The sequence below is a fragment of the Micromonospora sp. URMC 107 genome (genome assembly GCF_051386315.1).
Lineage (GTDB): Bacteria > Actinomycetota > Actinomycetes > Mycobacteriales > Micromonosporaceae > Micromonospora.
Genome location: NZ_JBPQTK010000071.1, coordinates 17,801 through 30,954, shown reverse-complemented (window position 1 = coordinate 30,954; position 13,154 = coordinate 17,801). Strand labels below are relative to the sequence as shown.

Here is a 13,154-nt window from a genome sequence, read left to right as displayed (position 1 = left end):
GACTTTCCACCACAAGGGGGATCGCTGGCCGGCACCCGAACCCGGGGTGCCGGCCAGCGGCACGTCCACCCCCGGCCCAGCCGCCCCGGCCCCGTTGCTAAAGATATCTTTATAAAGATATCTTTAGCGTATGTCGCTGCCCGAGGTGAAGCTCTCCGACCCCAAGGCCCTGCGCGGCTACGCGCATCCGCTGCGGATGGCCCTCATCGGGCTGCTGCGCCAGCACGGCCCGATGACCGCCACCCAGACCGCCGAACGCCTCGGCGAGAGCGTGCCGAGCTGCTCGTTCCACCTCCGGCAGCTCGCCAAGTACGGGCTCGCCGAACGGGTGCCCGGCGCCGACGCCCGGGAGCGGCCCTGGCGGGCCACCGCACACAACACGTCCTGGGACGACGCCTCCGACGACCCGCAGGTGCGCGCCGCCGCCGACGCCCTGAGCGCGACGCAGCTCGCCCTCTACACCCGCCGCGCCGAGGAGTTCCTCGCCCGGCGCGCCGCCGAGCCGGTGGCCTGGCGGGCGGTCACCGGGTTCACCGACCGGCCGCTCTACGTCACCGCCGACGAGATGGCCCGCGTGACCGAGCGCATCGAGGCCCTGCTCGCCGAGTACGACGACCGGGTCACCGATCCGACGAGACGGCCGGCCGACAGCCGGAAGGTCACCCTCGTGCAGTTGGCCGTCCTCACCGACCCACCGCCGGCGGCAGCCCTCGCCGACCCGGCCGCCGAGGCCGGCCCCCCGCCGGGCGGGTCGGCCGACGACGAGCCGGGCAGCCACCGGTGAGCGGCGGAGCCACCGTCGCCCCGGACACCGCCCCGCCCGGCGGGCCCGCCCGGCGGGGTCCGCTGCCGCGACTGCTGCGCGAGCGGGTGTTCCGCCGGTACTGGTCGGCGCAGACGGTGTCGTACTTCGGCGACGAGATCTCCACCCTGGCCCTGCCGCTGCTGGCCGTGCTGGTGTTCGACGCGACCCCGGCCGAGATGGGCTACCTGACCGCCGCCGCGCTCGCCCCGAACCTGCTCTTCCCGCTGCTCGCCGGCGCCTGGGTGGACCGGCACCCGCACAAGCGCCGGGTCATGATCCTCACCGATGTCGGCCGCGCGCTGCTGCTCGTCGCGGTGCCGGTCGCGCACCTGCTCGGTGTGCTCACGATGGCCCAGCTCTACGTGGCGGCCTTCGCCGTCGGCACGCTCGCCGTGTTCTTCGAGGTCGCCCGGGGGCCGCTCTTCGTGTCCATCGTGGCCCGACCCGACTACGTGGAGGCGAACACGCTGATCAACGGTAGCCGGGCGATGTCCCTGGTGGCCGGGCCGAGCATCGGTGGCGTCCTCGTGCAGGTGCTCACCGCCCCGATCGCCCTGGTCGCCGACGCGCTGTCGTACGTCGTGTCCGCGTACTTCCTGGGGCGGATCCGACCGACGGAGCCGGCGCCCGCGCGCGGCGGCGGACTCGCCCTCGGCGCCGGGCTGGGGTTCATCGCGCGGACGCCGATGATGCGCGCGATCCTGCTCGGCACCACCACCGTCAACCTGTTCAACTTCATGTTCATCGCGCTCTTCGTGCTCTACGCGACGCAGGAACTGCACCTCGCGCCCGGCCTGCTGGGCGTGGTGGTCGGCGCGGGCGCGGTCGGCGGGCTGATCGGCGCGACGCTCACCGGCCGGTTGGTCCGCCGCTTCGGCATCGGCCCGGCGCTGGTCGCCTCCTTCGTCCTCTTCCCCGCTCCCCTGCTGCTCGTCCCGCTGGCCGGCGGGCCGACCCCGCTGGTGCTCGGGATGCTCTTCGCCGCGGAGTTCCTCTCCGCCGTCGGGGTGATGATGCTCGACATCGTGGGCGGCTCGGTGCAGACCGCGCTCACCCCGCAGGCGCTGCTGGCCCGGGTGACCGGGGCCCGGCGCACCGTCAACTACGGCATCCGGCCGATCGGCGCGCTGCTCGGCGGCGCGCTCGGCAGCACCCTCGGCGTACGGCCGGCGCTCTGGATCGCGACGGCGGGCGCGCTCGCCGGGGTGCTGTGGGTGGCCTTCTCGCCGGTCCGCCACCTGCGCGGGCTCCCGGAGCAGGCCGACTGACCGGCCGGATCGGGGACGCGCCGCGGTCGTCCGATGTGGTGTCCGGCAGGTCGGGCGATTGAGCGTCCCAGTCGGGGGTAGGAGTTTGGTCGACGAGGACGGCTCTCCCCACCGAACGAGAGCGGTTCGACCTGACGAGGAGGATTGCCCATGACCACGAAGGTCGAGAAGTCCATCGAAGTACAGGTTCCGGTCAGCACCGCCTACAACCAGTGGACGCAGTTCGAGGAGTTCCCCCGCTTCATGGGGGGCGTGCGCGAGGTGCGCCAGCTCGACGACCGGCGGATGCACTGGGTCGCCGAGATCGGTGGCGTCCAGCGCGAGTGGGACGCCAAGGTCCTGGAGCAGGTGCCCGACCAGAAGGTGGCCTGGGCGGCCACCGAGGGCGTGACCAACGCCGGGGCGGTCTACTTCCAGCCCGTCGGCACCGACCGCACCATGGTCCGGCTGCACCTGGAGTACGAGCCCGAGGGCCTGCTCGAGAAGGCCGGCGACAAGCTCAACATCATCGAGCGGCAGGCCGAATCCGACCTGCGGAAGTTCAAGACGTACATCGAGGAACGGGGTGTGGAGACCGGCGCCTGGCGAGGCACGGTCGACAGCGGCCTCGGTGTCGGCACGCCGGGCGTCGAGCACGCCGCCGCGACCCGCGGCGACAGCGGTAGCGCCGGGGTGTCCGGCAAGGCCGTGGCGGCGAGCGCCGCCGTGGCCGGGGCTGCGGCGGCCGGAGCCGCCGCGGCTGCGAAGCGCCGCTCCGACAACGACCAGGACGACCGGCCGGCCACCGCCACGACCGACACGGAGTACGTGGTGACCGAGGTCGAGGTCGTCCCGGAGACCGGCACCGCCGGCTACCCCCCGCACCGACCCCTCTGATCCAGCTTCATCACGCCTGCCCCTGTCAGGGGACGGCCCGGGTCCTCGCGACCCGGGCCGTCCGCTCGTCCCGGGGTCCGCTCGGGTGGCGTCAGTGCGCCTCCGCGAGCACCGTCCACAGGTGGCCGTCCGGGTCGGCGAAGGTGCCCGTGTAGCCCCACGGCTGCGGGCCCGGCTCGACGACGACCTCCGCGCCGGCGGCCCGGGCCCGCCCGACGAGCTCGTCGACCTCGGCCGGCGTCGCGGCGGGGAGGCTGACGAGGCACTCGCTCTGCCCGCGCCGGGCCACCTCGCGGCCACCGATCACCCAGCCGAAGCCGCCGGTGGGCACCAGCATGACGCGGAGACCGTCGTTGAGCGCGTACTGCAAGGGCTCGGGGACGCCGTCCTGGGCCGGCTCGCCGACGGCCTCCAAGCCGAGCCCCTCCGAGTAGAAGCGGTACGAGGTCGGACGATCGGCGATCGGCAGGGCGACGACGACGGGTGCGTACTGCATCAGGCTGCCTCCAGCGGTTTGACGACTGCGTACGGTCAGTCTGCGGGCCGTCACGCGGAACTCCTGGTTCCCGCCGGTGAGCGCGGGTGTCAGGCGCTCCAACCGGCCGGATTGGTGCAGGACTCCCGGGAGATACCCGAGCCGGTGTCCGGCCAGCCGCCGAACCGCTCCTCGTGCAGGTGGGCGAAGAAGTGGCACATGGCCTCGCACTCACCGTCGGTCACGGCCATGGTGGGATCGGCACTCACCGCCTCGTAGAACCCGCGCGCCATCCACCAGATCAGTCACGCCGGGAGGGTAGCGACCACGACCGACAACATCGCCGCGCTCCGGAGCCCGCCGGGGCCGGCCGGTCTTCGTCAGTCGACCTGCTCGCGGTTCGCCGGCCGGCGGGACCGGGTCCGCGCCACGATCATGATTACCGCGAGCGCGACGAAGAGCGCCGCCGACCCCGCCACCAGAGGGTTGACGAGACCGGGCACCAGATCATGGCCGCAGGTGGTGTCCCGCAGCGGCCACATGCTCAACGCCCCGTCCTCCGGGCCACGGTGGCCGTAGCCGTAGCGGTCCGGCCGGGACAGCCCGCACCGGTCGTCGGCGTCGGTGACCGCCCCGAAGGTCGTCGTCCGCAGCCCGTACCCGTAGGCGGCGGACGCCGTCAGCGCCGCGCCGCCGGCGAGCAGCCCACCCGCCCGCGTGAGCGTGTTCGACCCGGCCTGCGTGGCCCGGCCGGCCCGGAGGGCGAGCGCCGCCAGGGTCACGAGCACGGCCGCGCCCACCGCGACCACAGGCCAGGCCAGCGCCAACAGCACGAGCGCGAGGAAGATCATAGGTCGCCAACGTACCTGCGGCTGCCGCCCTCCGGCCGCCGCCGGCAGGACCGCGTCACCGCACGGTCGGCGTGCGTGCGACAGGGTCAGCGACCATCGTCGCGGGCGTGCCGACCGCCGGCGACGGGCGCCGCCGCGACCGCACCCTGCTCCGTGTGCCGGGCGGCCCGCTCGGAGATCAACTGCCCGAACAGCCCGCTGGGCCGACCGCAGTCGCGGCACAGGAAGTTGTCGTCCAGTCGCCTCCCGCCGCAGTGGTCGCAGCGGCCCCGGTCGCGCGGGTCGTGGTACGCCCGCAGCGCCTCCACCAGGGCACGGGCGACCGGGGCGCTCAGCGCCAGCCTCGACTCGACGCCGCGCAGGCCGACGACCATCTCGCCCTGCGGCGGGGCGGCCGGATCGAGCGCGTCGACGCGGGCCACGAAGTCGCGGAGGGCGGCCAGGACGTCATCGGGTGCGGACATGGATCGACCGTACGACACGCGTCGTCCTGAGCTTCGACCAACAGCCGTGCTGAGCCAGATCCCGCAGTCACTGTTTGCGACGACTACCTTCTGCGGCTGATCCATGAGTCGGGGTTCGAACCCGAGCTCCGGTCTTCCAGGTCTTGTCGTCCGTCAGCGTGGCCGGCCGGCTGGACGAGGCGATTGCGGCGCGGGATGCGGACCACTTGCGGACCGGCGCGGCCGGCGGCGGTGTTGTCGACCTCGGGAAACGAAGAAGCCCAGGTCGTTGACCTGGGCTTCTGTACCGAGCCGCCTGACGGAATCGAACCGTCGACCTACGCATTACGAGTGCGTCGCTCTAGCCGACTGAGCTAAGGCGGCAACGATCGTCAAGTGTACGGCACGCCCCACCCCGGGGCCGAACGGGATCCCCACCCCGCCCGTCGGGCCGGACTTCCGATTCCGAACCGTCGTCCGCCGGACAGCGACCGCGCCGGGCCGGGACTACGCTGCGGCGGGTGAACGACGATCGCGCCCCCGACGTGGATCCGCTGGACGGCGCGGCGGAGAGCGCGCACGCGAGCGAGGCGGCCGGCGGGCGGGCGGCGCGTCGACCGCGCGGCATCGACCCCCGGGAGTTGGGCTTCACGCCGCGCAAGCCGGTGCCGTGGCTCGCGCCGTTCCTGCTGGTCAGCACCGGAATCCGTACGCTGCTGGCGATGCTCTTCGGGGCGTACCTGGACAAGCGGGAGCTGCAGAACTCCCTCGACGCGGGCATCGCGCGGCAGGTCGGGCCGGACGGCGGTCTCTGGCTGGACTACGTGGCCGACCTGGGCGACGGCTTCAACGCCACCTACTCGGTCGCCTACCTGATCGCCCAGCCGGAGCTGGAGGTGGACGGGCACCGGCTGCCCCGCGCGCAGACCCTCGTGATGGGCGGCGACCAGGTCTACCCGTCGGCGGCCTTCGAGGCGTACGAGGACCGGTGCAAGGGGCCCTACCAGGCCGCGCTCCCGGTCACCCCGCCCGAGCGGCCCACGCTGTTCGCGGTGCCCGGCAACCACGACTGGTACGACGGTTTGACCGCCTTCCTGCGGCTCTTCGTCCGGTCCCGGGACCGGCACTTCGGCGGCTGGGAAACCGGCCAGTCCCGCTCGTACTTCGCGGTCGAGCTGCCCGCCGGCTGGTGGCTGCTCGGCCTCGACGACCAGTCCGGCTCGTACCTGGACGATCCGCAGCTGACCTACTTCGACCGGGTCGCCGAGCGGCTGGGCCCCGAGAGCCGGGTGATCCTGGCCGTGCCGGCGCCGACGTGGGTCAAGGCCGTCGACCATCCCACGGCGTACGACTCGATCGACTACTTCGTCCGCACGATCGTCGCGCCGACCGGGGCGCAGGTACGGCTGCTGATCTCCGGCGACCTGCACCACTACGCGCGGTACGCCGGCCCGGACCGGCAGCTGATCACCTGCGGGGGCGGCGGCGCGTACCTCTACCCGACGCACAAGCTCCCGGAGCGCATCGAGGTGCCGCCGCGCGACACCCTCGCCCGGCGGGCCAGCGCCTCCCACCCGTACGAGCTGGCCGGCCGCTACCCGGAGAAGGCCCGCTCCCGGCGGTACGCCTGGGGGATCTTCCCCCGCCTGCCGCTGCGCAACCCGGGTTTCACCACCCTGCTGGGCACCCTGCACACGCTGCTGATGCTGGCGATGGCCGGCGTCGCGACCAACCCGAGCGGGACGGACCAGCGGCTGTTCAGCGTGCCGCTGATGGCGATGCTGATCGTCACGATGCTCGCCGCGGCGTTCTTCGCGAAGCCGCCCAGCTCCGGCGGCAAACGGCACGCCCGGCACTGGATCCTCGGCGTGGGCCACGGTCTGGCCCAGGTCGGGCTGGCCGCCGCCGGCACCTGGGCCTGGCTGGCCCTGCCCTTCTACGACTGGCCGTGGCCGCTGCCGGCCGTCGCCGCGGCGGTGCTCTACGGCCCGGTGAGCGGGCTGGTGGCGAGCCAGCTCGTGGCCGCGTACCTGCTGGTGGCCGGCGCGTTCGGGGTGAACGTCAACGAACTCTTCGCCGGCCAGGGCATCGAGGACGCGAAGGCGTTCCTGCGGCTGCGCATCGACCCCGACGGCACCCTGACGATCTACCCGATCGCCGTCGACCGGGTCGCCCGCGACTGGCAGGTCAACCCCGACCGGTCGCCCGAGTCCTCCTGGCTGGTCCCGAGGCAGCCGCTGCGCCCCCGCCTGGCCGAGCCCCCCACCACCCTCACCTGACGGGTCAGGAGGTGTAGTGCTGGTCGTGAGCCTGGCGGGGGCCGCAGACCGAGGCGCGGGAGCAGGAGCAGCGGGAGCCGTCGGCGTCGAGACGCACGGTGACGGAGTCCCGGGGAACGCTGTGGCCGACCACCCGGCCGTCGCCCTCCGGCGTCGACACCCGCGAGCCGATCGCCGGGGCGGACTCCTGGAACCGTTGGTACAGGGGATGCTCGTACTTGAGGCAGCACATCAGCCGGCCGCACGCGCCGGAGATGCGCAGCGGGTTGAGCGGCAGGTCCTGGTCCTTCGCCATCCGGATGGTGACCGGCTCGAAGTCGGTGAGGAAGGTGGCGCAGCAGAGGTCCCGGCCGCAGGAGCCGATGCCGCCCTGCACCCGCGCCGAGTCCCGGGCGGAGAGTTGGCGCAGCTCCACCCGACAGTGCAGGGTGGCGCCGAGGTCCCGGACCAGCGCGCGGAAGTCCACCCGGTGCGGGGCCGTGAAGTAGATGGTGCTCCGCTCGCCGCCGCCCTCGGCGGCCCCCAGCACGTGGTCGATCGCCACCACCTTCATCGGCAGGGCGTGCTCCCGGATCAGCCGCTTCGCCGCGACCTTGGCCTCGGCCTTGCGGCGGCGCACCGTCTCGTCGCGGCGCAGGTCCTCCTCGCCGGCCAGGCCGGCCAGGCGGGGGAAGCCCTCGGTCTCCTCGGTGACCCACTGCGCGGCCCAGACGCACTCGGCCACCTCGGGCCCGTCGTCGGTCGGCACCAGCACCTTGTCGCCGACCTGGGGACGCAGCTCGCCCGGGTCCAGGTAGTAGAGGCGCCCGTACCGCTGGAAGCTGACCGCGCAGAGCATGCCCATGCCTCACACCCTACGACGCGCGGGGCGGGTCGGCCCGGCCGGCCGTCGCCGCCCGACTACAGGGCGCGATCATCCGCGCCCGCCGAATCCGCACGGCCCGACGCGCGGCCGGACCCCGACGCGCCGGCGCGCCGCGCGAGGAGCCTGCCCGCACCGGCGCGTCACCAGCCGACGCGGGTGGGGGTGTCGTAGCGCGGGCGTTCGGCCACCGGCGCCCGCCAGCGGGACTCGGCGAGGCTCGGCGCCCACTGGCGCAGCAGGGTCTCGGCCCCGTCGTACGCGACGCAGAGCACCGCCAGCACCCGCGTGGCGATCTCGGCGGCCTCGGTCCCGCCCGGCCCCGCCGCCCCGCGCTGCTCCGGCCCGCCGGCCGGCATCGACGTCGCGGCGACCACGGTCACCGCCTCGGCGCAGCGGAGGACGTCGGCCAGCGCCCGGGCCAGCGCGAGCCGGCTGCCCTCCACCCAGTCGGCGAGCGCGTCGGCGTAGCCGGCCGTCGACTCCAGCCGCCCGACCAGGCTCTCCGGCCCCTCGTCGAGGTGGCGCAGCAGGGCCGCCCGGGCCTGCCCGTACGACGACGCGGCCGGGCCGGACCAGAGCAGCGGGTCGGTCAGCGCGGCGCTGACGTCGTCGTAGCCCCGGATCAGGCGGCGGGCGGTGTGGCCGGCGGCGGCGAGCGGTGCCGGATGCAGGTCGAGGAAGTTCCGCACGGCCTCGCCGGGGAGCACCTGCATCCGGCGCAGCAGCGGCCACACGCGGTGGCCCTCGGGGGCCCCGGCGGCGAGCAGCGTGTCCACCCGGCGGAGCAGGTCGAGGCCGGGCTCGGCGAGCCGGTCCAGCGCGTCCATCACGCCTCCCCGGTCAGCCGGTGCCGCACGGCGCGGTCGACGTCGGCGTAGTGGTCGGCGGCGGCCCGGACGGCCGCCGCGGCGGCGGCCAGCCGCTGGGCGGCGACGTGCGCCTCCCGGGCCCGGTCACCGGTGGCGGCGGTCCACTGCCGGTGCAGGGCCCGCCCGATCTCCCCGGGCCGGCCGGGGGCGTCGGCGCCGAAGGCGGCCTGCGCCGGATCGCCGGCGGTGACCGTGCGGGACACGGTGGTCATGGTCTCGCTCGCCTCGTCGAGCCGGGCGGCGAGGGCGCGCAGGCTCTCCATCTCAAGCTCCCGCCAGCGGCCGGTAGGCGGCGAAGGTCTCGTTGTGCAGCTTCTCCCGGGCCCACTGGGCGGCGTCGGCCGCCGCGGTGACCGCCGCCTGCACCGAGCCGGCGACGTCGCGGGGGTTGCGGGTGTGCAGCGGGCCGAGGAACCGCACGTCGGTGATCCGCCCGCCGGCGGTGACCACGACCTCGACCAGCCCGTCGGGCGATCGGACGGTGACCTCGACGGTCGACACCGCCTGGTCGAACTCGGCCTGTAGGGACTCGATCCGGCGGTAGCGCCGCACCGCCTCCTCGATCCAGGCCTCGTCGATCTCCCCCCGCGGCATCGGCGGACTCCTCCCGGACCAGGCCATCACTGTGCGTGCCGCCACCGTCACCGCGGCACACCGGACCGTACCGCACAGCAATCGCGCCTGTCGATGCCTGTGGACGGCCGGTCCGCCCGACGCGACCTCGGGGGGCGAATCGACCGCCGGAGGCCCCGGCTCGGCCACCCCTCGGCGGGAGGTCCGGAGGGCTCAGCCCTTCCAGAGCGAGAGCATCATCGCCTCGACGGCGATGCGGGGCTTCACGTTCGCCTCGATCGCCGCCCGGCACTCCAGCACCGCCTCCAGGCGGCGCAGCGACCCCTCGGCGTCCCACTTCTGCGCGCCCATTCCGGCCAGCGCGGCGGTGTCGGTGTGCACCGGGGCCACGGGGGCGCGCAGCGCCATGGTGAGCGCGTCCCGGTAGAAGCCGGCCAGGTCCACCAGCGCCCGGTCCAGCGCGTCCCGCTGCGCCCGGGTGGCCCGGGACTTCTGCCGCTTCTCCAGGTCCTTCAGCTGCCCGGCGGCGCCCCGCATCGCGCCGGCCGCCCCGCGCCCGGTGCCGCCGGCGCCGAGCGCGGTCTCCAGCGCCGCCCGCTCGGCCGCGTCGGCCTCCGCGACGGACGCCTCGGCCTCCGCCTCGGCCGCCTCGATCAGCGCCGACGCCGCGTCGAACGCGGCACCCACGCTGGTCAGCCGGCGCGGCACCGCGAGCACGGCCTCCCGGCGCTTGCGGGCCTCCGGGTCGCGGGCCAGCCGGCGGGCCCGTCCCACGTGTCCCTGCGCGGCCGCCGCCGCCCACCGCGCCACGTCAGGCGCGACGCCGTCGCGGCGGACCAGCACCTCGGCCACCGCCTCCGGCGCGGGCTGCCCCAGCGGTACGACCCGGCAGCGCGACCGGATGGTCACCGAGATGTCGTCCGGGTGGGTGGACGGGGCGCAGAGCAGGAAGACCGTGCGTGGCGGCGGCTCCTCGACGGCCTTGAGCAGCGCGTTGCCGGCCGCCTCGGTGAGCCGGTCGGCATCCTCGATCACCACCACCTGCCAGCGTCCGCCCGACGGGGTGCTGGCGGCGCGCAGCACCAGCGCCCGCATCTCGTTGACGCCGATGGAGAGCCCCTCCGGCACCACCATCCGGACGTCGGCGTGCGTGCCGGTCATCGTGGTGTGGCAGCCGGGGCACTCGCCGCAGCCGGTGCCGTGCACGCACTGGAGGGCGGCGGCGAAGGCCCGCGCCGCCACCGACCGGCCCGACCCGGGCGGTCCGGTGAAGATCCAGGCGTGCGTCATCCCCGCACCCGCGTCGACGACGGCTGCCGGCTGCGCGCCGTCGGACTCCTCGGCGAGCGCGTCGAGCGCGTCCCCGGCGGCGGTCGTGGGCCCGACGGCGGCGGCGCGCAGCACGGCGGACGCCGCGGCGGCGGCGCGGCGCAGCGTGTCGACCGCCTCGTCCTGCCCGACCAGGTCGGCGAAGACGTCGGGCATCAGGTCCGGTGCTCCATCGGTACCAGCTCCGATTCGGATAACTCCGGCTGCACCGAGGTGTCCGGCCCGTGCGCGGGGCGCGGGTGCACGATGCCGCCGGGGGCGCCGAGCATCTCCTCGATCCGCCGAACCACCTGCCCGGTGATCTCCTCGACCGGGCGGGACGCGTCGAGCACCAGGTAGCGCTTCGGGTCGGCGGCGGCGAGGTCGAGGAAGGCGTACCGGACCCGCTCGTGGAAGGCGACGGACTCGGCCTCCACGTGGTCGGCCGCCTCGGCGCGGGCCGCCACCCGGGTCAGGCCGGTACGCGGGTCGACGTCCAGCAGCACCACCAGGTCGGGCTTGAGCCCGCCGGTGGCCCAGGACGAGAGCCAGGAGACCTCGTCGACGGGGAGCGTCCGCCCCGCCCCCTGGTACGCCAGGGACGAGTCGACGTACCGGTCGCTGATCACCACCGCGCCCCGGACGAGCGCCGGCCGGACGACGGTGGCCACGTGGTGCGCCCGGTCGGCGGCGTAGAGCAGCGCCTCGGCGCGCGGCGACGGCACGTCGGAGCCCGGCGCGCCGAGCAGCAGCGACCGGATCCGCTTGCCGACGGCGGTGGCTCCCGGCTCACGGGTCACCACGACGTCGCGCCCCTGCCCGCGCAGCCGCTCGGCGAGCGCGGCGAGCTGGGTGGACTTGCCGGCGCCCTCGCCGCCCTCGAAGACCACGAAGAGGCCGGCGGAGACGAACGGTTCGGCCGGCATCAGCGGGCGGCCCCGGATCGAGCCCCAGAGGTCGGCCAGGACGGGGACGCCCTTCTTGTCGTCCATCTGCCCGAACGCGCTGATCCCGGCGAAGATGCCGGCGGCGCCGGCGGCGAGCAGCAGCAGTCGGGTGGACGAGATCGACACGCCCAGGTCGGCCAGCTCCAGCCGGCGCGAGCCGCCGACGCCGGCGAGCAGGCTGCTGAGGCCGATCGCCAGGATCAGCACCAGACGGGTGCCGATCTGCACCACCGCGAAGACCCGGCCACGCACCTCGTCGGCGATCTCCCCGCCGAGCAGGGTGGTGCCGGAGAGGAAGGCCATCCCGGCGCCCGCGCCGACCAGGATCGCGCCGACCATGGCCATGGAGAGGTGGATGGCGAAGGCCAGGGCCATCACCGAGGCGCTGGCCAGCACGATGCTCATGCCGAACCAGCGCCGCCGGGACATGTCCTTGACGATCATCGGACCCAGCCCGATGCCGAGCGCGAGGCCGATGAAGATGGCGCCGAAGAGCAGGTAGAAGGCGGCGTCGCCGGCGCCGAGCGAGGTGGCGAAGAACTTGGCGGTGCCGATCACGATGCCACCGCCGGCGAACGCGCCGAAGATGCCGAGCACCAGGCCGCGGACCAGCGGGGTCTGGCCGATGTAGCGCCAGCCCTCCTTGAACTGGCGCAACATGCTCTGCTCGGTGCGGTCCCGCTCGTCGGCCTGCCCCTGGCTGATCTCCTTGATGCCGTACGCCACCACCAGCGCGGTGGCCAGCCGGGAGAACGCGTTGAACCAGAGCGCCAGCTGGGCCGGCTCGGCCCAGTCCGGCGTCGCGCCCCCGGTGGCCGCCCGCACGGCGCCGTCGAGCGCGGCGAGGATCAGCGCGGCGAGGACCGGCGTGAGGCCGTACGTGGTGATCAGCGTGAGCTGGTTGGCGGCCTCCAGCCGGGCGCGCGGGATCAGGTTGGGGACCGCGGCCTCCTTGGCCGGGATCCAGAGCAGCGTGAGCGACTCGATCAGGAAGGTGGCGATCGCCGCCCAGGCCACCACCGCCCCGCCGGGGGCGCCGAGCAGCGCGGCCAGCGGGATCGAGGCGAAGAGCACGAACCGCAGCACGTCGCAGATGACCATCGTCCAGCGCCGGTCGAAGCGGTCGGCCAGCACGCCGGCGATCGGGCCGAGCACCAGCGCCGGCAGCAGCCGGATGGCGATGACGCCACCGAAGGCCGCGCCCTTGGCGGTGCTCCCCTCGACCTGGGAGGCGGCGAAGACACTGGTGGCGAGCAGGCCGAACCAGTCGCCGAAGGAGGCCGCGCCGAGCACGATCCAGAGCCGGCGGAACGGGGTGATCCGCAGTACCGAGCGGATGCCCGCGTAGCCGGACGGGTCGGCCCCGGGCTTCTCGGCGGCGCCGGGCGGGTTCGAGGACGGCGACACGCCGGGCGACTCGCCGTTGAACTGGCTTTCGATGGCCGTACCTCCACGTGCCGGCCCATCGCTGGGCAGTCCCGGTGGAACACTCTAGACCCGGCGGGGACCTGCCCCGCCGCGACATTCTCCTGTTCGCCGAGCCTAGGCCGCGGCGACCACCGCCCGCAGCCCGGACAGACGCGAGGGTGTTTCGC

Annotated in this window: 13 protein-coding genes, 1 tRNA gene and 1 pseudogene; 4 read left to right on the top strand and 11 right to left on the bottom strand. The window is 74.5% G+C overall.

Features of this window, described 5'->3' with window-relative positions; genetic code table 11:
• Nucleotides 1-130 precede the first annotated feature (130 nt).
• The 3 genes and pseudogenes from ACSNN9_RS17465 to ACSNN9_RS17455 form a co-directional block, all read left to right on the top strand.
• Entirely contained in the window at nucleotides 131-784 is a 654-nt protein-coding gene (locus tag ACSNN9_RS17465) for a winged helix-turn-helix domain-containing protein (RefSeq protein ID WP_436674361.1), read from the top strand.
• A complete protein-coding gene (locus ACSNN9_RS17460; protein WP_436674359.1) occupies nucleotides 781-2,073 on the top strand; it encodes an MFS transporter in 1,293 nt (430 codons plus the stop codon). The genes ACSNN9_RS17465 and ACSNN9_RS17460 overlap by 4 nt, the downstream gene beginning before the upstream one ends.
• A 150-nt stretch (nucleotides 2,074-2,223) precedes the next feature.
• Nucleotides 2,224-2,673: pseudogene (locus ACSNN9_RS17455) on the top strand (SRPBCC family protein); the annotation flags it as partial.
• Nucleotides 2,674-3,040: 367 nt separating this feature from the next.
• Here ACSNN9_RS17455 and ACSNN9_RS17450 read toward each other — a convergent pair.
• The 5 genes from ACSNN9_RS17450 to ACSNN9_RS17430 form a co-directional block, all read right to left on the bottom strand.
• On the bottom strand, nucleotides 3,041-3,445 hold the full coding sequence (locus ACSNN9_RS17450) for a VOC family protein (RefSeq protein WP_436674357.1): 405 nt from the start codon (nucleotides 3,443-3,445) through the stop codon (nucleotides 3,041-3,043).
• A gap of 89 nt (nucleotides 3,446-3,534) precedes the next feature.
• Complete coding sequence (locus ACSNN9_RS17445; RefSeq protein ID WP_436674355.1) at nucleotides 3,535-3,717, bottom strand: hypothetical protein; 183 nt, start codon at nucleotides 3,715-3,717, stop codon at nucleotides 3,535-3,537.
• An 87-nt stretch (nucleotides 3,718-3,804) separates the two neighbouring features.
• Nucleotides 3,805-4,275 carry a hypothetical protein gene (locus tag ACSNN9_RS17440; protein ID WP_436674353.1) on the bottom strand — a complete coding sequence of 157 codons (471 nt, stop codon included), beginning with the start codon at nucleotides 4,273-4,275 and terminating at the stop codon, nucleotides 3,805-3,807.
• Nucleotides 4,276-4,361: 86 nt separating this feature from the next.
• A complete protein-coding gene (locus ACSNN9_RS17435; protein ID WP_436674352.1) occupies nucleotides 4,362-4,739 on the bottom strand; it encodes a hypothetical protein in 378 nt (125 codons plus the stop codon).
• A gap of 289 nt (nucleotides 4,740-5,028) precedes the next feature.
• Nucleotides 5,029-5,102: transfer RNA gene (locus ACSNN9_RS17430), tRNA-Thr, on the bottom strand.
• A 161-nt stretch (nucleotides 5,103-5,263) separates the two neighbouring features.
• On the opposite strand from ACSNN9_RS17430, the gene ACSNN9_RS17425 reads away from it, so the two are divergent.
• The gene (locus ACSNN9_RS17425; RefSeq protein WP_436674369.1) at nucleotides 5,264-6,997 is read left to right on the top strand and encodes a metallophosphoesterase family protein; all 1,734 of its coding nucleotides are present in this window, start codon (nucleotides 5,264-5,266) and stop codon (nucleotides 6,995-6,997) included.
• 4 nt (nucleotides 6,998-7,001) lie between these two features.
• Here ACSNN9_RS17425 and ACSNN9_RS17420 read toward each other — a convergent pair whose 3' ends face one another.
• The 6 genes from ACSNN9_RS17420 to tmk all read right to left on the bottom strand — a co-directional run bounded on the left by ACSNN9_RS17420 (nucleotide 7,002) and on the right by tmk (nucleotide 12,879).
• Entirely contained in the window at nucleotides 7,002-7,841 is an 840-nt protein-coding gene (locus ACSNN9_RS17420) for a PSP1 domain-containing protein (protein WP_436674351.1), read from the bottom strand.
• Nucleotides 7,842-8,002: 161 nt separating this feature from the next.
• Nucleotides 8,003-8,689: a hypothetical protein gene (locus ACSNN9_RS17415; RefSeq protein ID WP_436674350.1), complete on the bottom strand. Its 687-nt coding sequence runs from the start codon at nucleotides 8,687-8,689 to the stop codon at nucleotides 8,003-8,005.
• Nucleotides 8,689-8,994 carry a hypothetical protein gene (locus ACSNN9_RS17410; RefSeq protein ID WP_436674349.1) on the bottom strand — a complete coding sequence of 102 codons (306 nt, stop codon included), beginning with the start codon at nucleotides 8,992-8,994 and terminating at the stop codon, nucleotides 8,689-8,691. The genes ACSNN9_RS17415 and ACSNN9_RS17410 overlap by 1 nt, the downstream gene beginning before the upstream one ends.
• 1 nt (nucleotide 8,995) lies before the next feature.
• Nucleotides 8,996-9,325 carry a YbaB/EbfC family nucleoid-associated protein gene (locus ACSNN9_RS17405; RefSeq protein WP_091624089.1) on the bottom strand — a complete coding sequence of 110 codons (330 nt, stop codon included), beginning with the start codon at nucleotides 9,323-9,325 and terminating at the stop codon, nucleotides 8,996-8,998.
• A gap of 192 nt (nucleotides 9,326-9,517) precedes the next feature.
• A complete protein-coding gene (locus ACSNN9_RS17400) occupies nucleotides 9,518-10,789 on the bottom strand; it encodes a DNA polymerase III subunit delta' (protein WP_436674347.1) in 1,272 nt (423 codons plus the stop codon).
• Complete coding sequence (tmk, locus tag ACSNN9_RS17395; RefSeq protein WP_436674367.1) at nucleotides 10,789-12,879, bottom strand: dTMP kinase; 2,091 nt, start codon at nucleotides 12,877-12,879, stop codon at nucleotides 10,789-10,791. Before tmk ends, ACSNN9_RS17400 begins: the two co-directional genes overlap by 1 nt.
• Nucleotides 12,880-13,154: the final 275 nt, after the last annotated feature.

Excerpts from the sequence above, each read along its gene's own strand:
- ACSNN9_RS17465 (WP_436674361.1), top strand. The coding sequence starts at position 131 with ATGTCGCTGCCCGAGGTGAAGCTCTCCGACCCCAAGGCCCTGCGCGGC.
- ACSNN9_RS17450 (WP_436674357.1), bottom strand. The coding sequence starts at position 3,445 with ATGCAGTACGCACCCGTCGTCGTCGCCCTGCCGATCGCCGATCGTCCG.
- ACSNN9_RS17445 (WP_436674355.1), bottom strand. The coding sequence starts at position 3,717 with ATGGCGCGCGGGTTCTACGAGGCGGTGAGTGCCGATCCCACCATGGCC.
- ACSNN9_RS17440 (WP_436674353.1), bottom strand. The coding sequence starts at position 4,275 with ATGATCTTCCTCGCGCTCGTGCTGTTGGCGCTGGCCTGGCCTGTGGTC.
- ACSNN9_RS17435 (WP_436674352.1), bottom strand. The coding sequence starts at position 4,739 with ATGTCCGCACCCGATGACGTCCTGGCCGCCCTCCGCGACTTCGTGGCC.
- ACSNN9_RS17420 (WP_436674351.1), bottom strand. The coding sequence starts at position 7,841 with ATGGGCATGCTCTGCGCGGTCAGCTTCCAGCGGTACGGGCGCCTCTAC.
- ACSNN9_RS17415 (WP_436674350.1), bottom strand. The coding sequence starts at position 8,689 with ATGGACGCGCTGGACCGGCTCGCCGAGCCCGGCCTCGACCTGCTCCGC.
- ACSNN9_RS17410 (WP_436674349.1), bottom strand. The coding sequence starts at position 8,994 with ATGGAGAGCCTGCGCGCCCTCGCCGCCCGGCTCGACGAGGCGAGCGAG.
- ACSNN9_RS17405 (WP_091624089.1), bottom strand. The coding sequence starts at position 9,325 with ATGCCGCGGGGGGAGATCGACGAGGCCTGGATCGAGGAGGCGGTGCGG.
- ACSNN9_RS17400 (WP_436674347.1), bottom strand. The coding sequence starts at position 10,789 with ATGCCCGACGTCTTCGCCGACCTGGTCGGGCAGGACGAGGCGGTCGAC.